Here is a 21,369-nt window from a genome sequence, read left to right as displayed (position 1 = left end):
AGCGAAGGATGTTTTCCTATATTAGCCTTATTAAGGATTCTTAGATGATTCCTTAATACTATTTCCGAGCATCAAATATGCTTGATGAATGAAGTTGTAAAATGCTGATTTCGGATCTGCTTTGTTAACCCCATCCATTCTATGGCCTAGTCGAACCACAATTAAATCGTCTTGAGGAATTACAATAACAAATTGACCTAAGTGACCATCCATGTAGAAGTATGGCTTATCCTGGTATTTCCCCATCCACCAACCGTAGCCATATTCTGGTGAATCGGCAAAACGATTCGTTATGGAATGCTGTATGTAGGCAGAATCTAATATGGATTGACCATTCCATTTCCCATGCTGAAGGTATAATTTACCAAAGCGGGCAAAGTCCTTAGCATTACTGGCCATACAACAATAAGCTTTTTCTATCCCATTTTTTTCACTATCTACTTGCCATAAAGCATCGTGTTCAGCACCCATAGGCTTCCAAAAATATTCGGATAATAATTCGGAAAGTGATTTTTTAGTCGCACGTTGTAAAGCTATACCCAGTAATTGGGTATCACCGCTTTGATATTTGAATGTCTGTCCGGGTAATTGATCAATAGGCATAGCCTCTAAAGCACCTACGATATTTTTATCAAAATACAGACGTGTGGTGATGGAAAATGGATCATAGTATTTCTCTTCCCATTTCATACCAGAGCTCATGGATACAAGATCTGCCAATCGCAATGAATCAGCATAAGGTCCAGTAATTTCAGGGACTAATTCTTTTACCTTTTGGTCCAGGCCCTTTACTTGGCCGGTTTCGATAGCTTTCCCTAACAGGGCTGCCACCATACTCTTTGCCATAGAGAAAGAATTGGACTTGGAAGAATCAGAATAACCACCATAATACTCTTCAAACCAAACGCTGTCTCTGTGAATGATAACATAGGCAATTGAACCTAATCGTTTATGAATTCTGCTCAAGGAATCGGTGATTGGAACCGTGTTATAGTCCTGTGCTTTTGCCCAAGCTTGACCTTCACCGTGTTTTACGACATGGTTATCAAAATAATGATAGTCGTCTAAATAGGCGGTGGTATGACCTTTCATGTAAATCACATAAACTCCTTTAAGGATATAGTCTACCCCAAAAGCATACAAGGAAATAACGAGTACGAGCAGTAAGGAACCAATAATGATTCCCAACCATTTGAAAAATTTAAGCAGGATCTTCATAAACAAGGATTTGTATTTCTAAATTTAGAAAATCTCTTTAAGATTTCGCTTATTTAATCTTCTTTGCTTCATTCCAGTACACATCCATTTCTGCTAAGCTCATATCCTGCAAGTTTTGTCCAGCTTCTTTTGCTTTCTGTTCCAAATAGGTGAAACGATGGATGAATTTCTTATTGGTTTTCTCTAGTGCATTTTCCGGATTGATTCCGATATGACGTGCATAATTAATCAGCGAAAACAGGAGATCACCAAATTCTGCTTCGGCTTTCTCTTGATCGATTTCACCCGATTCAATATTATACTCCGCTTTGAACTCAGCCATTTCCTCCTCGACCTTTGACCATACTTGTGTTTTATCTTCCCAATCAAAGCCTACACCACGTACTTTATCTTGAATTCTAAAAGCCTTTACGAGTGCAGGAAGACTTTTGGGAACACCGGCCAATACCGATTTATTGCCTTCTTTCAGTTTGATGCTTTCCCAATTCTGCTTGACCTCTTCATCATCCTTCACCTCAACATCAGAATAAATATGTGGGTGTCTAGAAATCAACTTATCACAGATAGCATTCAAAACATCGATGATAGTAAACAATTGCTTTTCTTCAGCTATTCGGGCATAGAAAACCAAGTGCATCAGAATATCACCCAATTCTTTTTTAATTTCTTGATGATCTTCTTCCAGAATGGCATCCGCCAGCTCATACATCTCCTCAATAGTTAGGTGACGAAGGGACTCCATAGTCTGCTTCTTATCCCAAGGACATTCTACACGAAGAGTGTACAATACTTCTAATAATCTTTCGAATGCTTCTGGGGCAGTAAATTTCGGTTCTGGAGGAGTGATAGCCATAAAGTAAGATGATATTTAGTCTGTAAAAATTTGCTTTATAAAACAATAGCCAAAGTTACTTGTTTTAATAGAAAAGCGTAACGATATGGAAACTAAAAATAAATATGAATCAGCTGACATTGCCTTAGAAAATCTGAAAGCCCTAGGTTATACCGAAGACTATAATATTAAATTCGATCATCTAGTAAGTGACGCGTCTGATTATACCATAGATTATTTATACCGATATGAAGGTATGAGTAATCCGGATGATGAATCTTCAGTTTACGGAATACGAAACACTAAAACAGGTGAAAAAGGTGTTTTTGTTTCCGGCAATTTATCCTTCCTAGAAGGAAAAAAACGAGATATCATTCTTGAGTTGGAAATTAGACACCGAAAAGAACACTAGAGATTGATAGTATAGTAAGATGAGAGGGCTGAGCTATAGAATGGTTCAGCCCTTTTATTTATAACAATCAAAAAATCTTTATCGGGCTGGATATACTGAGTATCAGTCTGATTACTCTGCTAGCATTGTAATATTCATGTAGAATTATTGAATTTTAAAAAGTAAATGTAGCGTTAGCGAGTGTGTCCTCGTATTTTTGTATAGTTAAAATTGATATAATGACACTTGTACAATTAGAATATATTATAGCCGTTGATACTTACCGAAGCTTTGTAGCCGCTGCAGAAAAATGTTATGTGACACAGCCTACATTAAGTATGCAGATCCAGAAATTGGAAGAGTCATTAGGTGTGAAAATATTTGACCGTAGTCGTCAGCCGGTTGTACCGACAGAAATAGGCGAGAAGGTAATCGATCAAGCGAGAACGGTATTGACCGAGAGCAAAAAAATAAATGAATTGCTGCAAGCGGAAAAAGGGGAGTTAACCGGTGATCTTAGAATAGGAGTTATCCCTACTGTGGCTCCGTATTTGTTGCCTAATGTAATTTCTACCTTTCTAAAGAAACACGATAAGCTGAAACTCCAAATCTGGGAATACACCACAGAACAGATTATTCAGGAATTGAAATTAGGAACATTGGATTGTGGGATACTTTCTACGCCATTACATGATTCTTCGATTCAAGAAATCCCATTATTCTACGAAACATTTGTAGCTTACGTTTCTGAAAATAGCTCATTATTTCATAAGAAAATGTTGAGTTCAGAGGAAATCGCCGATGAAAAGCTTTGGTTATTAAACGAAGGGCATTGTATGCGCGGACAGGTATTAAATATCTGTAACTACAAACATAACCAGGCCAAAGAAGGAACTTTTGATTATAATACCGGTAGTGTCGAGACGTTAAAGCGTATGGTTGATTTAAATGGAGGATTAACCATTTTACCAGAGTTAAGTATAAGCACTTATGATGAAGATCAGATCGCGCATGTTCGCTATTTCAAAGCACCAGAACCTGTACGTGAGATTAGCTTAGTAACACCACAAAACTACGTTAAAAAGCAAGCAATCAACTTATTGAAAAATGAAATCCTTCAGATCGTTCCTGAGCGTTTTAAAACAAAGCGCAAGAAGGAGGTTATGGGATTTGCTTTATAAATGATTAATGGCACTTATTTTCTAAGTGCCATTAATTTACTTACATATTTTCCTACAATATCAAATTCTAAATTTACCGTTGAACCGACTTCAACTGATTTTAGGTTGGTATGTTCAAGAGTGTAAGGGATAATGGCTACAGAGAATTGGCTATCACCCGAATTGACAACAGTAAGGCTAATGCCATTAACGGTAATAGATCCTTTTTCAACCGTAATATTCTGTAGGCTAAAATCATACTCAAAAGTAAAGACAGTACTACCATCCTGAGGTTCTACAGCTACACAGATAGCTGTCTGATCTACATGTCCTTGAACAATATGTCCGTCTAATCTACCACCGACTTGAGTGCAACGTTCAAGATTAACAACATCATCAACCTTCAATATATCTAAGGAACTCTTATCTAATGTTTCTTTAATGGCAGTCACTTGATGTATTTGCCCCTCAATCCCAACAACAGTTAAACATACACCATTGTGGGAGATGCTTTGATCAATCTTCAGTTCATGACTGATCGATGATTCGATAAAGAAATGCAAATTGGATTGTTCAGATTCTATTTTTCTTACTGTACCTAAGGTCTCTATAATTCCTGTAAACATACGCTCTATTATTTGTACAAAGTTAACAATATCTTTTTGCGCCTAAATTATGCCACGAGTTTAAAATAGCTAAGTGAAAGTAAAAATAATACCTAAAAATAATTACAACACTGTTTAACCATCTTTTTAGGGTTAAAAAGGGCATTTTTAGAAAAAAAGTAAAATATATTTGGAAAAGTGTAAATAGTACACTATCTTTGTGTCATCATAATTTAGGTTTATAATTGGTTATTAAAGGTTTTCATTCTCCCCGTTTGAAAACCTTTTTTTTTATTTTTAATTTCCTCATTTCCAGAAAGTTAAAATTTTTAGACAAGACTACACTAGTTAATTACATAAAAACATTTGGTATTATCGATATAATTTATCTACCTTTGTCATAGGTTTAGGTTGATTACCTCATAAGAGGTTATTTTTTAAAGCTTGAGCGATCGCCCGATTGTCTCAAGCTTTATCTTTTTAAGGCCATTTAACCGGAAAAACTCCCGAAATTTTGTAGCTGTTATTTTACCCAAACGATAGTTTAGAATGATTTTAGCGTTTTTTAACTAAATTTGGGATTTTACAATGAAACTAATTTTAAAGAGAATCAACACATATCATCCAATTCATTGCCAGCAACTTATTCGCATGCACTCGTGTTTGAAAAATAAAAAAGCATCAAAGGGAAATTTGATGCTTTTCTTGTATGAATAAGTAATATGGCAACTAATTTTCTGTTTCGTCTTCCATTTCAGACTGTAGTTGATATTTTTTACTGATCGTGGATAGCCAAAGATATCCTATAAATCCAGAGGATAGGGATCCGATTAATATGGCGAACTTAGCCTCCTCAATAAAGAGAGGGTCCTTAAAGGATAGCATAGAGATGAATATGGACATGGTAAATCCAATACCACCTAGCATACCTACGCCGACCATTTGATTCCAACTGGCTTTCTCAGGAAGGTTCGCAACGCGAAGTTTAACACATATCCAGGAAGTGATAAATATTCCGAATGTTTTTCCAAAGAAAAGACCCAGTATAATACCTAAGCCTAACGGGGTTGACAAGCCTAATACCATTTCGTGGTGAATGGTAATATTGGTATTGACTAAGGCAAATAGTGGGATAATCAGAAAGTTTACTGGATTGGCCAATAAATGTTCTAATTTCTCTAATGGAGACTCTTTATCATCTACCGTAGTCGGAAGCGTCATAGCCACTAAAACACCGGCTATGGTAGCATGTATGCCTGAGTGATGAATAAAATACCAGATAAACACACCGGGAATCAAGTAAGCAATTATGTTCTTAACACCAAAATAATTAAAGGCTATAAGCAAGGCTAATATAGCTGCTGCATACATTAAGTAGTTGTAATGAAGATCCGTCGAATAGAAAATAGCAATGACAAGGATTGCTAATAAATCATCCACAATAGCAAGTGCAGCCAAGAATATCTTTAGGCTTACTGGAACTTTTTTACCCAATAGCGTCATAATCGCCAATGCGAAGGCAATATCTGTAGCCATAGGAATTCCCCAACCGTGCTCTGTAGGCAAACCTTTATTTAAAAAAGTATAGATTAATGCAGGTACTATTGCTCCACCAATAGCTGCAATAATAGGCAAAGCAGCTTTTTTAGGGGAGGAAAGTTCTCCTTCTACCAGTTCACGTTTGATCTCTAGACCTACCAATAAAAAGAAAATGGCCATTAAGCCATCATCCACCCATTGCTTGAAGGAATATTTTAATTGAATGGTTTCATTTTCAAATCCGAGAGGAGTAGCCAATAAATTACTGAAAGCATTAGCCAAAGGCGTATTCGCAATGATAATCGATATTAATACACAGATGATAAGAATAATACCTCCAGAAGTATTCGAGGACAGAAACTTCTTAAAAACTGTTAAATTTATGAGTTTTGCCATGAGAGCAGTTAGTCTTAATTAAGATGATTTGCAATGATTTGAAGCGGTAAAGGTAGAAAAAAGATTACAGTAATGGGATTTGTAAGGCGATTTATACAATTATTACCATCCAAAGAAAAAACCCTGACAGCAATGAATAAATCGCTGTCAGGGTTTTATATCGTTTAGCTTTTGATATTAATCCTTATAGCCAAACCACTTGATCAGTTCTTTTAAACTTGCTTTTTTACCATACATTAGAATTCCAACGCGATAGATTCTTGCGGCCACCCAAGTGGTAAAAACAAATCCTGCAACCAAAAGGCCAAAGGATAGAGCGATTTGCCATACGGGAACACCAAAAGGCACACGCACAAGCATAGCAATAGGAGAGGTAAGTGGAATAAAGCTTAACCAAGTAGCTATTGAACCATGTGGATCATTCACAAGAACCCCGAAAGAAAGCACGTAAGCCAATAACAGCGGGGCAGTAATAGGCATAGTAAATTGATTGGCTTCCGTTTCGTTATCGACCGCTGAACCAACAGCTGCAAACAAAGCGCTATAAAGCATATAGCCTCCTAAGAAGAACAAAAAGAAACAAGTCAATAATTCCGGGAAATTCACAGAATCCATGGCAGTGCCTAAGCTCGCCATCATGGACACATCCGATTGACTCTCCGAAGTCTGTACCGAATTTTGTTCAGCTACCTGGTTTGCAAACTCGTCCTTATTGATAAAAGTTGATGTCGCAATGCTTATTAATCCGAAACTTAAAATAATCCAAAGGAGAAATTGAGTAATACCAACCAATCCAATACCGATTATTTTACCCATCATCAATTGAAATGGCTTCACAGAAGAAATAATCACCTCCACAATACGATTAGATTTCTCTTCAATGATACCACGCATTACTTGTGCCCCATAAAGAAACAAGGACAGGTAAATTAAGACAGATAAAGCCATTGCTATACCCATAGCAATACGCGTGTCGCTATCCTTGGCTTCACCTGAATCAGTGATTTCTTTGGCTGCAATACGAACTTTACTATCGATATTTCTAATCTTATCGGGATCAATATTTAGCTTTTCGTATTGATAATTGAGCATTACTGCTTCTAATTGGGTTTCAATCTCCGATTGCGTATTGATATTTGGCTTTCCACTAGACAAGAATTCTATTTTCTTTGACTCATAGAAATCCTTTGGAATCAATAATAAACTGGTATTGTCCTCGGCATCTTTAATGGTTTTCAATGCCTGGTCCAATTCCTCCGTGGAATGCGTAAAGCTAATGTTTTTGTTGTTTTTTAAGAGTTTACCGACTTCATTGGTATCATCCAAAACATATACCAAGGCATTGTTATCTTCAAAACTCTTTTTGGTCAAGTAAAATGCTCCAACGTAAATACCAATAAAGAATAATGGAACGAGAAAGGTAGTCAGTAAAAAGGATTTCTTTTTTACTCGACTTAAATATTCTCTTTGTATGATGAGTATGATCTTATTCATTTTAAACTATTTAGGATAATTAACGGATGGAAGTAACTTGTTTAATAAAGATCTCATTCATGGAAGGAATAATTTCGAATATCTGATGTATATCGATCTGAGGAAGTAATTGATATAGGACTTCATTTAAGGATTTTCCTTCTCGCAGTCTTATCGTCATGCTACTTTCTTCACCGTCTTTCTGTTCAAGAAGTTCCCAAATATCAGATTGATGTACCAGGTTAAGCTGATCTGGCTTGAGTTGGTAAGCTATCTTATATGTTTGGTTCTTGTATTGATTTTTAATATCTCTTACGGATCCTTCCAAAATCAATTTTGATTTATTTATTAATGCAATGTTGTCACAGAGCATCTCTACCGATTCCATTCTATGGGTAGAATAAATAATCGTGGCGCCTTTTTTATTAAGCTCTAGGATTTCATCCTGAATTAATTGGGCATTTACTGGGTCAAAGCCAGAAAAAGGTTCATCAAGAATAATCAAGTCTGGCTCATGTAAAACAGTGACAACAAATTGAACCTTTTGTTGCATTCCTTTACTCAGGTCTTCGACCTTTTTGTCCCACCAAGATTCAGTATGCAATTTCTCGAACCAATATTTGATACGTGTTTTTGCTTCTGATTTAGATAGGCCTTTTAGTTGCGCTAAATAGATCATTTGATCTCCAATTAGCATCTTTTTATATAAACCACGTTCTTCTGGGAGGTATCCAATACGTTCAATATGTTTGGGAGATAGTGGTTCGCCGTCAAAATAAATCTCTCCAGCATCTGGCGCGGTTATTTGATTGATGATTCTGATAAGTGATGTTTTACCGGCACCATTAGGTCCTAAAAGACCAAAAATCTTGCCTTTAGGCACTACAAAAGATACATCATCAAGGGCTTTATGATCTGCGTATTGCTTTACAATATGTCGTATATCTAGCATAATAGGGTTTTAATAAGCATGAAAGTAATTATTTTTTTCAAATTCCTGTTCAGAAATGAAGTTAATGTGAATAATACTACCTTTGTGCTATGATCGTTAAACAAGCTGATTTTGTCAGCAGCAATACAGAAGTCAACAAATTACCTGCAGCAGATAAACCTGAATATGCATTTATCGGGCGTTCCAATGTAGGAAAGTCTTCCTTAATTAATGCCATGACTGGGAGAAAGTATTTAGCGAAAACTTCTCAGAAACCAGGAAAAACACAATTAATTAATCATTTCATCATCAATAATTCTTGGTATCTGGTGGATTTACCAGGCTATGGTTTTGCACAAGTATCCAAGAAGAGTCGTGCTGAATGGGAAAAATTTATTCGTCAATACCTTAGACAACGTGAAAACCTGCAATGTGTTTTTGTGTTAATTGATAGCCGTCATGAGCCACAAAAGATAGATTTGGAATTCTGTTGTTGGTTAGGGCAGGAGGGAATACCATTTATGTTGATTTTCACAAAGGCTGATAAGCAATCTGGTGTAAAGTCTGATCAAAATGTAGCGAAATTCCGTCGTGCATTGAAGAAATGGTTCGAAGAGATTCCACCGAACTTTTTAACCTCGGCAGAAACACGACTAGGCTGTGATAAGATTTTGGCAAGTATTGATGAAATCAATCAGAACTTTCAACCTCCGGTAGAATAATCTATGAAGAAGTACATGTCGCTCGTGCTATTTGCACATAGCATCTTTGCTTTACCATTTGCTATTATCGGATTTTTCTTGGCTATTCATACGACGAATTACGGCTTTGAATGGAAGTTATTCCTTTTGATGCTTCTATGTATGGTTACAGCAAGAAATGCTGCCATGGCCTTTAATAGGTACCTTGATCGCGATATTGACGCCCTTAATCCAAGAACCGCAGTTCGGGATATCCCAGCTGGTCGTATTGCTCCTAAGCAGGCCTTGACATTTACCATTATCAATTGCTTGGTATTTATGATTGCTTGTTATTTCATCAATCCAATGTGTTTGATGTTGTCTCCGGTGGCTTTATTTGTGATCTTGTTCTATTCCTATATGAAAAGGATTTCTCCATTATGTCACATCGTATTGGGGATAGGCTTAGGATTGGCACCTGTAGGTGCGTATTTAGCAGTAACGGGTCATTTTCACATTGTACCTATATTTTATGGCTTAGCCGTATTGACTTGGGTAAGTGGTTTTGATATTATTTATGCACTTCAGGATGAAGAATTCGATAAGGAGCATGGATTAAATTCCATTCCGGCGAATTTTGGAGGAAAAACAGCATTAAGGATTTCCGAAGTACTGCATATATTCTCCTTTATATTTGTATTGTTGCCGATATGGTTTATGCCAACAGGCATCTTTTATTATATAGGAGTAGCAATTTATGGTATGATGTTGATCTATCAACATCGAATTGTGAGTCCAACAGATTTAAGTCGTGTAGATCGAGCATTTATGACGGCTAATGGTATTGCTTCAGTGGTATTTGCCGTATTTTATTTGTTGGATATCCTGTTCTAATGCTATATGATTTTGCTCACTTTTTTAGAAGTAGGGGTAAAAATTAATTTGCATTCCATTTTGAAATCGTTTTCTTTGCAAGAAATCAAAAAGTAAATGGCGAAAAATCTATTGATAGTTGAGTCTCCAGCGAAAGCAAAAACAATTGAGGGGTATTTAGGGAAAGATTTTTTAGTAAAATCAAGTTATGGTCATATTCGGGATCTTGTAAAGACCGATGATGCCATCGATACAGATAATAATTTCAAACAGAAATATGAGGTTCCTTCGGATAAGAAGGCAATCGTATCTGAGCTAAAGAAACTGGCTAAATCTGCAGAGACTGTTTGGTTAGCGTCCGATGAGGACCGCGAAGGAGAAGCCATTTCTTGGCATTTATATGAAACTTTGGGCTTGAAAGATGATAATACCAAAAGAATTGTTTTTCATGAAATCACAAAGCCTGCCATTCTAAAAGCAATTGAATCTCCACGTAAAATAGATTTTAATTTAGTTAATGCACAACAAGCACGTCGTGTATTGGACCGTTTAGTAGGTTTTGAACTATCCCCAGTATTGTGGCGAAAGGTTAAACCATCTTTGTCAGCAGGTCGTGTACAATCTGTAGCTGTACGTTTAATCGTAGAGCGCGAGCGTGAAATCAATAAGTTTACTGCTGAAGCTAGTTTCAAAGTAGTGGCTATCTTCAAAACCGGCAAAGGAAAAGAGCAATTTAAAGCAGAATTACCTAAGCGTTTTGCATCTTTTGATGATGCAAAGAGCTTTTTAGCTGATTGTGCTTCTGCGGCTTTTACGGTAAATTCCTTAGAAACAAAACCATCCAAACGTACGCCTTCAGCTCCTTTTACAACATCCACCTTGCAACAGGAAGCAAGTAGAAAATTAGGTTTTTCTGTTGCTAGAACCATGCAAGTTGCTCAACGTTTATATGAAGCTGGACGCATTACCTATATGCGTACCGACTCGGTGAACTTATCTGATACAGCATTAAATGCTGCTCAAGAAGAGATTACCAAAGCTTACGGTACTAAATACCATAAACAGCGTCAATACAGAACGAAAAGCGCTGGTGCTCAAGAAGCGCACGAGGCTATTCGTCCGACGTATTTTACAGAACACAGTATCGAAGGTGATAATTCCGAAAGAAGATTATATGAGCTTATATGGAAGCGTGCTATTGCTTCTCAAATGAGTGAAGCTGAATTTGAGAAAACCGTTGCAAACATTGAAGTATCAACACGTTCTGAAGAATTTGTTGCTACTGGTGAGGTGATGAAATTTGACGGTTTCCTTAAAGTATATTTTGAATCATCCGATGATGATACAGATGACCTTGAAGATGACTCAGCAGATAACAGCCTATTACCAGCATTGGCTAAAGGTCAAGTTCTTGATCTAAAAACCATGCAAGCTACCGAGCGATTCTCAAGACCTCCAGCTCGTTTTACAGAAGCATCTCTAGTTAAGAAATTAGAGGAATTGGGGATAGGAAGACCTTCCACTTATGCACCTACCATTTCTACAATTCAAAATCGTGGTTATGTGGTGAAGGAAGATCGCGATGGTAAAGAAAGACAATACCAGACGATCACTTTACAAGACGGTGAGATCAGTAATGTAACTAAAACAGAGATTACTGGTGCTGAACGCAGTAAAATGTTCCCTACAGATATCGGTGTATTGGTAAATGACTTCTTAGTTCAACACTTTAAAGGTATTGTGGATTATCACTTTACAGCGAAAGTAGAGAAGGAATTTGATGAGATTGCCCAAGGTTTCAAGGAGTGGACAGATATGTTGTCTAATTTCTATGGCCCATTCCACTCAGAAGTACAGAATACCATTGAGAATGCTGATCGTGCTACGCACGAAAGAGAATTAGGAGTTGATCCTGTAAGTGGAAAACCAATTTCAGTACGTGTGGGACGATTTGGTCCATTAGTTCAAATCGGTACTGCTGATGATGAGGAGAAACCACAATTTGCTTCCTTACGTAAGGGTCAAATGATCGAAACCATTACCTTAGAAGAGGCATTGGAATTGTTCAAATTACCTAAGAAAGTAGGGGAATTTGAAGGAAAAGAAATGACAGTTGCTATCGGTCGATTTGGACCATACATTCGTCATAACAGTAGTTTTTATTCTTTACCAAAAGGATTGGATCCTTTAGATGTGGAAGAAGGTCAAGCTATTGAAATCATTGAAGAAAAACGTCAAAAAGATAAGGATAAAGTAATCCGTGTATTTGAAGAAAATGCGGAAGCTCGAATTGAGAATGGACGTTGGGGACCATTTGTAAGATTTGGTAAACAAAATCTTAAAATCCCTAAAGGTACAGATGTCAATAGCATTACTTATGCTGATGTTCTTAAATGGGCTGAAGAGGATAGTAAAGGTGCCGGAGCTAAAAAAGCAAAGGCTACTAAAACAACAAGAGCCAAAAAGAAATAGTACTTTATGAAAAAGGATCTCCCTTTAAATATTGTAGAGGATATCTCTATTGCCATTGTATTAGAAAATGAAACACCAACTGCAAAGGTTTGGAATGTCTATTTGATCAATGAAAAGCCGGTGAGTATTCAAAACGTCCTGGTTTCCTCTAAGGGTTATGGAGAAAAGGATGGCAAGCAAGTCAAAACCACTACTTTGAGACATTTCATTGGGGATATGGAAGCACATTCTACCACTAAAATTGAAGCAATAGATATACAAGTATTTGGATTAACCAATGAATATTGGTTGAGCTATTATATTAATGGTACGATTTACGATAAAAAATATATTTTCTTACCAGAAAGCATTGTTGATGAAAACCTTATAAAGATTCCTTTGGTAAATAAGCCAGGAGTTATGATAGGAGGTACCAACTAAAATGAGCAAAAAGAATTTTGTCCTAGCGATAGATGGCTTTTCTTCTTGTGGGAAAAGTACGGTTGCTAAAGCACTTGCTAAGCAGCTTAATTTTGTATTTGTTGATTCTGGTGCTATGTATCGGGCAGTTACGCTATATGTACAGCGTCATAACATCGCATTGGATGATGAAGATGCTATACAAAAAGCCTTAGACGATATCCATATTGACTTTATACCAAACCCTGATAAAACCCAAATTCTATTGAATGGTGAAGATGTATCTGATGCCATCAGAACCATGGAAGTATCAGATTATGTAAGTGAAGTAAGTGCCATTAAATCAGTTCGTAAAGCTATGGTTCATCAGCAACAACAATTGGGTAAGAAGCGTGATATTGTGATGGATGGCCGTGATATTGGAACCACTGTTTTCCCTGATGCAGCATTGAAAATCTTTATGACTGCAAGTCCACAAATACGTGCAGAAAGAAGATATGCGGAGTTAACGGCGAAAGGAGAATTAGTGACGATGGAAGAAGTGAAAGAGAATTTATCACATCGAGATCATATAGATAGTACTCGTGAGGAAAGTCCATTACGCCAAGCAGAAGATGCCATAGTATTGGACAACAGTGATCTGAATCAAGAAGAACAATTAGCTTTTGTATTGGATTTAGTGAAACAAAGGCTAAATAAAATTTAAACTAAACAACAAAAACATAAGAAAAGCCCTCTTAGGAGGGCTTTTCTATTATTTCATATTATCAATTTCTTGCTGTTCTCTCAGCTTGTCAATATTATTTTTGCTTCCGAAATCATCAGTTTTTTCTTGAAATGAATTCAAGATCTCTAATATCGCTTCTGAGTTATCAGCTGTACGTTGATAGATTTCAGGGATCTTAGACTCGATAGTTTTATCGCCCAATTCAATATTGTCGATTTCAACTTTCGCAATCTTTTCCAAAACAGCCTGCTGACTGTTTCTAATGTCTTCTAATTCCCTGGATATCTTCTCCATTAAATCGAATTTCTTTAACTTATCCATAAATTCTTTCTCATTAGTTTCTACATATATAACGCTGAAAGTCTTAAATTGTTGCAAGAATTTAATAAGTCACTATAAATCAAGTCAATAAAACGCAAAAATAAAGGTCATATCCGCGGATATGACCTTTATTCTATAGCAATCTTTATTAGATTAAAGTACTAGTTTGTTCTCCCTGGATAAACTTCCAATGCTTTTTCTAAGCATACTAATGCTTTTTTCAAATCGTCCTGATTTAAGACATAGGCCAATCGAACTTCATTGGTTCCGGCACCTGGAGTAGAATAGAATCCAGTAGCAGGAGCCATCATTACCGTTTCATTGTTGTAATCAAATGATTCTAATATCCATTGACAGAATTTATCGGCATTATCAATTGGCAATTTTGCAACTACATAGAAAGCACCTCCTGGATTAGGACAGAATACTCCTTGTATTTTATTTAAGCCACTCACCAAAGTATCACGTCTAGCGGTATACTCTTTAGATACAGCTTCAAAATAACTATCTGGTGTATCAACTGCAGCTTCACCCGCAATCTGACCTTCTAAAGAAGGACTTAAACGCGCTTGAGCAAACTTTAATGCTGTTTGATACAATTCCTTGTTCTTAGTAATGATACATCCAATACGAGCACCACAAGCAGAATAACGCTTAGATACCGTATCGAAGATAACCACATGTTGCTCTAATCCTTCTAATTGAATAGGGGAAATGAATTCTTTACCGTCATAACAGAACTCACGATAAGCCTCATCTGAGAATAAGTATAGATCATATTTCAAACACAATTCACGTAAAGCTTCTAATTCTTCACGAGAATATAAATAACCAGTAGGGTTATTTGGATTACAGATAGCAATTGCTTTCGTTTTATCGGTAATTACCTTTTCAAATTCAGCGATACTTGGTAAAGCGAATCCATTGTCAATATAAGACATGATAGGTTTAACCACGATATCAGCAGAACAAGCAAATCCATTGTAATTTGCATAGAAGGGTTCAGGAATGATGACTTCTTCACCGGGATTTAAACAAGCTTGCATAGCTATTGTAATAGCTTCTGAACCACCATTGGTAACTAGAATGTCATTCGGAGTAATATTATAATTGATTTTGTTATAATACTCGGCCAATTTAGTACGATAGGACAATGTACCTTCGGATGGGGTATATGCCCAAACTTTGAAGTCAATATTCTTAAGGGCGTTTAACATTCCTTCAGGCGTCTCGATATCTGGTTGTCCGATATTTAAATGGTAGATTTTCTTTCCTTCACGTTTTGCCTGATCAGCAAATGGAGTTAGTTTTCTAATAGGTGATGCAGGCATATTGATGCCTTTCTGAGAAATTCTTGGCATTATTAAAATTTTACTATTTAGTTTTATCAAAAATACAAATATTCTGACTAGCAAACTAACAATAAAAGCCATTCTTATGCAGAATGGCTTTTATTTTCCAAATTTATGCTATTTACTACTCCTTATTCAACGATACCTTTGATGGTCAATGTTTTCACTGGAGTTTTAGTATTCGATTTTACGACGAATGTTTTTGTAAATGGACCAGATGCTGCCGCATTATAAGTTACTTTAATAGATCCTGACTCGCCTTTTTTCACTGGAACTTTTGTGAATTCCGCAACGGAACAACCACAAGTAGGTGTTACATCGTGAATAATGATGGCGTCAGAGCCAGAATTAGTAAAGGTGAACTCGAAAGAAGCATCCTTATTCAATGGAATTTTCCCAAAGTCATGCGTCTCTTTATCAAATTTAAATTCCGGTGTCAACAAGGTCATCGCTGTTAAACTGATAAACGCAATCAGCACTGCACCCAAACTCGCTATTTTTCTCATTGTTTCTGTTATTTAGTATTTTGTTGATTCAATCAAATCTAAGACCAATTTTATAAACTATTTGATATAAATAAAACTTATTGGTTTAAATCAACAACATTTTTACAATATATAATTAAATTATTCCCTCTTTCAGAATATCCTGTATATGTATTATACCAGCATAAACGCCCTCATCAACAACAACCAATTGGGAGATGCTATTCTGCCGCATTTCATGTAAAGCATTGACTGCTAACTCTGTCTTTTCAATTGTCTTTGGATTTTCAGACATAATATCAATCGCTTTCAATTCAGATACATCCTCATGCTTCTCCAACATCCTACGAATATCACCATCGGTAATTATTCCTAGAATATTTCCATCTTGTTCAACAACCGTTGCACCAAGGCGGAATTTGGTGATAGAAATTAGTACATTCCGAACATTCGAATCTGCTTGAACCTGAGGCAATCCACGTTGATCGGATAAATCACCCACTTTTAGGTATAATTGTTTTCCTAAGGCACCACCAGGGTGATATTTAGCAAAATCTTGATCAGAAAACTGTCTTTTTGTTTGAAGACAAACAGCTAATGCGTCTCCCATTGCCAATTGAACAGTCGTACTTGTCGTAGGCGCCAAGTTATTTGGACATGCCTCACGAGTAATCGTGGTATCTAAGACGTAATCAGCTTGATCTGCTAAGTAGGAGCTGTTGTTACCAACAATGGCCACCAACGTATTTCCTGTTTGTTTTAAGAATGGAATTAATACTTTAATCTCTGGAGTATTTCCACTTTTGGAGATAGCAATAATTAAATCATGCTCTTGAATAATCCCCAAATCCCCATGAATCGCATCAGCTGCATGCATGAAAATAGAGGGAGTACCCGTTGAATTAAGTGTTGCAACAATCTTTTGAGCGATAATTGCACTTTTTCCAATTCCTGTAATGATAACCCGACCTTTTAAAGTTAAGATAGACTCAACCACCTTAACGAAGTCATCATCAATTTTTTCTGATAATGCCAAGACATTTGAAGCTTCCAATTCGAAGGTTTCCTTTGCAAGCATTTTTATATCGATGTTGTTTTTCACGTAATATTTCCGTAGTTTTATATATTAAAAAATGAACGAACGTTACAAAAATACATTTTTTGAAACGTTTTATTATTACGCTTAACACATCTATTTATTTGCCCTGTCAATGGAAATAGAAAAATCACTTTTCGATAATCTACAAGACTTTTTCGGATTCGATACGTTTAAGGGTGACCAAGAAGCAATCATCACCAACGTCTTAAACAAGAAAGACACCTTTGTTATCATGCCAACAGGTGGAGGAAAGTCCATTTGTTACCAACTTCCAGCATTAATGAGCGATGGTACAGCCATTGTCATTTCACCATTGATTGCTCTTATGAAAAATCAAGTGGATCAACTACGTGCTTTTGGGGGTAGGGATAGCATTGCTCACTTCTTGAACTCGTCCTTAACCAAAGGAGAGATCCAACGTGTGAAACAAGATGTTACAGAAGGTAAAACAAAATTACTTTATGTAGCACCAGAATCACTTGCTAAAGAGGAAAATGTCAATTTCTTAAAGAGTATTACGGTATCCTTTGTCGCTGTAGATGAGGCGCACTGTATCTCGGAATGGGGACATGATTTCCGTCCAGAATACCGGAAAATCCGCCAAGTAATCAATGAAGTGGGACCTGAGATCCCAATTATTGCATTAACTGCAACCGCCACCCCAAAAGTACAATCGGATATCCGTAAGAATTTACAGATGAACAATGCTGCTTTATTCAAATCATCTTTCAACAGGACTAACTTATATTACGAGGTTAGGACAAAGCAAGATGTGATAAAAGAGATTGTTCGGTTTATTAAGAGTAATTCTGGCAAAGCTGGTATTGTTTACTGCTTAAGCCGTAAGAAGGTAGAGGAAATCGCCGAAGTATTGAACATCAATGGTATTAAAGCTTTACCTTATCATGCTGGCTTGGACGCTAAAACACGTGCAGAGACACAGGATAAATTCTTAATGGAAGATATTGAAGTTATTGTAGCTACAATTGCTTTCGGAATGGGAATTGACAAACCTGATGTTCGTTATGTCATTCACCACGATATCCCTAAATCCATGGAAGGTTATTATCAGGAAACTGGTAGAGCAGGCCGTGATGGGGGTGAAGGCTACTGTTTGGCTTTCTACTCAGAAAAGGACGTAGAGAAGCTAACCAAGTTCATGAAGGATAAACCGGTCTCTGAAAAAGAAATCGGCACCCAAATATTAAAGGAAGTTATCGATTATTCAGAGTCGGCAGTTTGTAGAAGAAAACAAATCTTACATTATTTCGGTGAGAAGTTTGATGAAACGGGCTGTAATAACATGTGTGATAACTGCCGTGCAAAGAAAACCTATTTCGATGCAGAAGAGAATATTCTAAAGGTATTGAACTTCATTAAGGAACAAGGCGATAAGTTTGATGATCAGCACATTATCAATGTGATGATCGGTCAAAACAATCAACCTATATCTTCCTACAAACACGATAGTCACCCATTATTTGGTTCTGGAAAGGATCTAGGGGTCAATTATTGGAATTCCTTGATTCGTCAAGCGGAATTAGCTGATTTCGTTAAAAAGGATATTGATCATTACGGCTTATTACAGCTTACAGAAGGCGGTAAGAAATACATTGCCAATCCTTATGCTATAAAGTTTCTATTAAACAGACCAATGGAAGCTTCCAAATCAGATTCAGGAGATGAGCATTCAAGTTCTTCTGGAGCATTGGATACTGAGTTGTTAAAAATGCTTAAGGAACTTCGTAAGAAATTAGCAAAACAACGTTCTTTACCTCCATTCGTGATTTTCCAAGATCCTTCTCTGGATGAAATGTGTACTCACTACCCAATTACTCAAGAGGAATTAAAGAAAATTCAAGGTGTTGGTTCTGGGAAGGCCATGAAATTCGGAGGACCATTCTTAGAAATGATTAAGAATTATGTGGAAGAGAATGATATCGATCGTCCACAAGATTTAGTGATTAAAAGCACAGCTAATAAATCAGCATTAAAGGTATCCATCATTCAGAATATAGACCGTAAAATCAGCTTAGAAGATATCGCATCTTCAAAAGGAATATCTTATGAGGATTTATTGAAAGAAGTGGAGTCTATTGTCAATTCCGGTACGAAGCTCAATATTGGTTATTTCGTAGATGAAATGATTGATCAAGATCGTCAGGATGAGGTATATGATTACTTTAAATCTGCTGAATGCGATGGTATCGATGTTGCTTTAGATGAATTAGGCGAAGAAGATTATTCCTTTGAAGATATTCAGCTAATGCGCATTAAATTTATGTCAGAATTAGGAAATTAAACACATTTATATGATTAATACATATTTGCCATCGATTAAAAATGGCAATTCATCTGCCTTTTTCTTAATGGCAGGTCCTTGTGCTATCGAAGGCGAAGAAATTGCACTTAGAATAGCCGAACGCATTGTTACTATTACAGACAAATTAAATATCCCATACATCTTTAAGGGTTCTTACCGCAAGGCTAATCGTTCTCGTGTTGATTCATTTACAGGAATTGGTGATGAGAAAGCTTTAAAAATCCTGGAAAAAGTAGGGAAGACTTTTGGAGTTCCAACAGTTACCGATATCCACGAAAGCCATGAAGCTGCTATGGCAGCTGCTTATGTGGATGTATTGCAAATCCCAGCATTTCTATGTCGTCAAACAGAACTTTTGGTAGCTGCAGCTGAAACAAATAAAGTAGTAAACATCAAAAAAGGCCAATTCCTTTCTGCTGAGTCCATGATATTTGCAGTGGACAAAGTACGCGATTCTGGAAACGATAAAGTATTCTTAACGGATCGTGGAAATACATTTGGTTACCAAGACCTAATCGTAGATTATCGCGGTTTACCTGTTATGAAATCTTTTGGTGTACCTACTGTTATGGATTGTACGCACTCCTTACAGCAACCTAATCAAACATCAGGTGTTACAGGTGGAAAGCCGGAATTAATCGGTACAATAGCGAAGGCAGCTATTGCAGTAGGAGCAGATGGTTTATTTATTGAAACACATCCCGATCCAGCAAATGCCAAGTCAGATGGTGCTAATATGCTTCACCTTGACCGCTTAGAAGACTTATTGACGCAATTAATTCGAATCCGCGAAGCTATTTTGTAGAATAGAATAGCAAATACGACGTATAGCTATCCGTATTTATAACATAAAAAAAGGAGATTTATAAAAATCTCCTTTTTTTATCCTTGAAGGATTGTATTGATTAAATAAACAAATTGATATACAATTTTTATTCGAAGTATTCCTTGATACGTTCAAAGAATGATTTCTCACTTTTCCCTGGTTGAGGTTTAAAGTTTGCTGAATTCTTTAGTTTTTCCAACAACTCTTTTTCCTCTTTATTTACGGTTTTAGGCGTCCATACATTCACGTAGACCAATTGATCGCCTTTATGGTAAGAATTCACTTCAGGTAATCCTTTACCTTTTAAACGAAGGATTTTTCCGCCTTGCGTTCCTGGATCTATTTTAATCTTTGCTTTACCATCGATGGTTGGAATTTCTACACTAGTACCCAAAGCTGCATCTGCAAAATTGATATACAAGTCATAAATCACATTGATACCATCACGTTTTAAAGTCTCATGCGGAACTTCTTCCACAAGTATAATCAAATCACCAGGGATACCACCACGAGGAGCAGCATTACCTTTTCCAGTCATGGAAAGTTGCATACCTTCACTAACTCCAGCAGGGATATTGATACTGATGGTTTCTTCGCCACGCTCTAGACCTTCACCTTTACAGGTAGTACACTTTGCTGTGATTTCCACACCTTCACCATTACAGGTAGGACAGGTGCTTGTAGTTTGCATTTGACCAAGAATAGTATTGGTAACACGTCTTACCGAACCGCTACCACCACAGGTATTACAAGTATGGTACGAGCTTTTATCTTTTGCTCCTGTACCACTACAGGTATGACAAACTACTTGTTTGTTTACTTTTACTTTCTTTTCAACACCATTGGCAATTTCCTCCAGTGTCAATTTCACTTTAATGCGCAGGTTGGTTCCACGTTGCACACGGCGTCCTCCGCGAGAACCACCGCCGCCACCACCAAAGAAACTCTCAAATGGATTTCCACCACCAAAGATATCACCGAATTGGCTGAATATGTCTTCCATATTCATGCCGCCGCCACCATAACCTGAAGCCGAATTACCAGCATGACCAAATTGGTCATAACGTCTCCGCTTCTCAGCGTTGCTTAGTACTTCATAGGCTTCGGCAGCTTCTTTAAACTTGTCTTCAGCTTCCTTATCACCAGGGTTCTTATCCGGGTGAAATTTTATCGCAAGCTTACGATATGCCGTTTTAATTTCAGTTACTTCTGCAGTCCGTTGGACTCCAAGCACATCATAATAATCTCTCTTTGACATTTTTTATAT

The 21,369-nt window shown here is 36.8% G+C and carries 20 protein-coding genes; 9 read left to right on the top strand and 11 right to left on the bottom strand.

What is annotated here, in order from left to right:
* Positions 1-30: 30 nt before the first annotated feature.
* Both ABD676_RS11135 and mazG read right to left on the bottom strand, forming a co-directional pair.
* Positions 31-1,218, bottom strand: a complete 1,188-nt coding sequence (locus ABD676_RS11135) for a serine hydrolase domain-containing protein (protein WP_344674753.1) — start codon at positions 1,216-1,218, stop codon at positions 31-33.
* 49 nt (positions 1,219-1,267) lie between these two features.
* On the bottom strand, positions 1,268-2,071 hold the full coding sequence (gene mazG / locus ABD676_RS11130; protein ID WP_344674752.1) for a nucleoside triphosphate pyrophosphohydrolase: 804 nt from the start codon (positions 2,069-2,071) through the stop codon (positions 1,268-1,270).
* Between the two features lie 85 nt (positions 2,072-2,156).
* Here mazG and ABD676_RS11125 point away from each other — a divergent pair, with 85 nt between their 5' ends.
* A complete protein-coding gene (locus tag ABD676_RS11125) occupies positions 2,157-2,462 on the top strand; it encodes a hypothetical protein (protein ID WP_344674751.1) in 306 nt (101 codons plus the stop codon).
* Between the two features lie 218 nt (positions 2,463-2,680).
* Entirely contained in the window at positions 2,681-3,622 is a 942-nt protein-coding gene (locus ABD676_RS11120) for a hydrogen peroxide-inducible genes activator (protein ID WP_344674750.1), read from the top strand.
* Positions 3,623-3,636: 14 nt separating this feature from the next.
* Here the strand turns inward: ABD676_RS11120 and ABD676_RS11115 are convergent, their stop codons facing one another.
* From ABD676_RS11115 to ABD676_RS11100, 4 genes are all read right to left on the bottom strand, one after another.
* Positions 3,637-4,227 (bottom strand): riboflavin synthase, encoded by a 591-nt coding sequence (locus ABD676_RS11115; RefSeq protein ID WP_344674749.1) that lies wholly within the window; start codon positions 4,225-4,227, stop codon positions 3,637-3,639.
* A 708-nt stretch (positions 4,228-4,935) separates the two neighbouring features.
* Positions 4,936-6,141 (bottom strand): Na+/H+ antiporter NhaA, encoded by a 1,206-nt coding sequence (nhaA, locus tag ABD676_RS11110; RefSeq protein WP_344674748.1) that lies wholly within the window; start codon positions 6,139-6,141, stop codon positions 4,936-4,938.
* A gap of 177 nt (positions 6,142-6,318) precedes the next feature.
* Positions 6,319-7,635 (bottom strand): ABC transporter permease, encoded by a 1,317-nt coding sequence (locus ABD676_RS11105; RefSeq protein WP_344674747.1) that lies wholly within the window; start codon positions 7,633-7,635, stop codon positions 6,319-6,321.
* Positions 7,636-7,654: 19 nt separating this feature from the next.
* Positions 7,655-8,566: an ABC transporter ATP-binding protein gene (locus tag ABD676_RS11100; RefSeq protein WP_344674746.1), complete on the bottom strand. Its 912-nt coding sequence runs from the start codon at positions 8,564-8,566 to the stop codon at positions 7,655-7,657.
* A gap of 89 nt (positions 8,567-8,655) precedes the next feature.
* Here ABD676_RS11100 and yihA point away from each other — a divergent pair, with 89 nt between their 5' ends.
* The 5 genes from yihA to cmk all read left to right on the top strand — a co-directional run bounded on the left by yihA (position 8,656) and on the right by cmk (position 13,675).
* A complete protein-coding gene (gene yihA, locus ABD676_RS11095; protein ID WP_344674745.1) occupies positions 8,656-9,267 on the top strand; it encodes a ribosome biogenesis GTP-binding protein YihA/YsxC in 612 nt (203 codons plus the stop codon).
* Positions 9,268-9,270: 3 nt separating this feature from the next.
* Positions 9,271-10,119 carry a UbiA-like polyprenyltransferase gene (locus tag ABD676_RS11090; RefSeq protein ID WP_344674743.1) on the top strand — a complete coding sequence of 283 codons (849 nt, stop codon included), beginning with the start codon at positions 9,271-9,273 and terminating at the stop codon, positions 10,117-10,119.
* A 96-nt stretch (positions 10,120-10,215) separates the two neighbouring features.
* Entirely contained in the window at positions 10,216-12,570 is a 2,355-nt protein-coding gene (topA, locus tag ABD676_RS11085) for a type I DNA topoisomerase (protein WP_344674742.1), read from the top strand.
* A gap of 6 nt (positions 12,571-12,576) precedes the next feature.
* Positions 12,577-12,990, top strand: coding sequence for a hypothetical protein (locus tag ABD676_RS11080; protein WP_344674741.1), 414 nt, complete (start codon positions 12,577-12,579; stop codon positions 12,988-12,990).
* 1 nt (position 12,991) lies between these two features.
* Positions 12,992-13,675, top strand: a complete 684-nt coding sequence (cmk, locus tag ABD676_RS11075; protein ID WP_344674740.1) for a (d)CMP kinase — start codon at positions 12,992-12,994, stop codon at positions 13,673-13,675.
* 48 nt (positions 13,676-13,723) lie between these two features.
* Here cmk and ABD676_RS11070 read toward each other — a convergent pair whose 3' ends face one another.
* The 4 genes from ABD676_RS11070 to ABD676_RS11055 form a co-directional block, all read right to left on the bottom strand.
* Positions 13,724-14,017 (bottom strand): hypothetical protein, encoded by a 294-nt coding sequence (locus ABD676_RS11070; RefSeq protein WP_344674739.1) that lies wholly within the window; start codon positions 14,015-14,017, stop codon positions 13,724-13,726.
* A 161-nt stretch (positions 14,018-14,178) separates the two neighbouring features.
* Positions 14,179-15,378 (bottom strand): pyridoxal phosphate-dependent aminotransferase, encoded by a 1,200-nt coding sequence (locus ABD676_RS11065; RefSeq protein ID WP_344674738.1) that lies wholly within the window; start codon positions 15,376-15,378, stop codon positions 14,179-14,181.
* A gap of 122 nt (positions 15,379-15,500) precedes the next feature.
* Positions 15,501-15,875 (bottom strand): DUF1573 domain-containing protein, encoded by a 375-nt coding sequence (locus ABD676_RS11060; protein ID WP_344674737.1) that lies wholly within the window; start codon positions 15,873-15,875, stop codon positions 15,501-15,503.
* A 115-nt stretch (positions 15,876-15,990) separates the two neighbouring features.
* Entirely contained in the window at positions 15,991-16,956 is a 966-nt protein-coding gene (locus ABD676_RS11055) for a KpsF/GutQ family sugar-phosphate isomerase (protein ID WP_344674736.1), read from the bottom strand.
* Positions 16,957-17,065: 109 nt separating this feature from the next.
* Between ABD676_RS11055 and recQ the strand changes: the two genes are divergently transcribed.
* Positions 17,066-19,255 carry a DNA helicase RecQ gene (recQ, locus tag ABD676_RS11050; protein WP_344674735.1) on the top strand — a complete coding sequence of 730 codons (2,190 nt, stop codon included), beginning with the start codon at positions 17,066-17,068 and terminating at the stop codon, positions 19,253-19,255.
* Between the two features lie 10 nt (positions 19,256-19,265).
* Positions 19,266-20,081, top strand: a complete 816-nt coding sequence (kdsA, locus tag ABD676_RS11045) for a 3-deoxy-8-phosphooctulonate synthase (protein ID WP_344674733.1) — start codon at positions 19,266-19,268, stop codon at positions 20,079-20,081.
* Positions 20,082-20,208: 127 nt separating this feature from the next.
* Here kdsA and dnaJ read toward each other — a convergent pair whose 3' ends face one another.
* Positions 20,209-21,360 (bottom strand): molecular chaperone DnaJ, encoded by a 1,152-nt coding sequence (dnaJ, locus tag ABD676_RS11040; RefSeq protein WP_344674732.1) that lies wholly within the window; start codon positions 21,358-21,360, stop codon positions 20,209-20,211.
* Positions 21,361-21,369: the final 9 nt, after the last annotated feature.

The sequence above is a fragment of the Sphingobacterium kyonggiense genome (genome assembly GCF_039536825.1).
GTDB classification, from domain to species: Bacteria; Bacteroidota; Bacteroidia; order Sphingobacteriales; family Sphingobacteriaceae; genus Sphingobacterium; species Sphingobacterium kyonggiense.
This window is presented reverse-complemented; position numbering and strand designations above follow the sequence as displayed.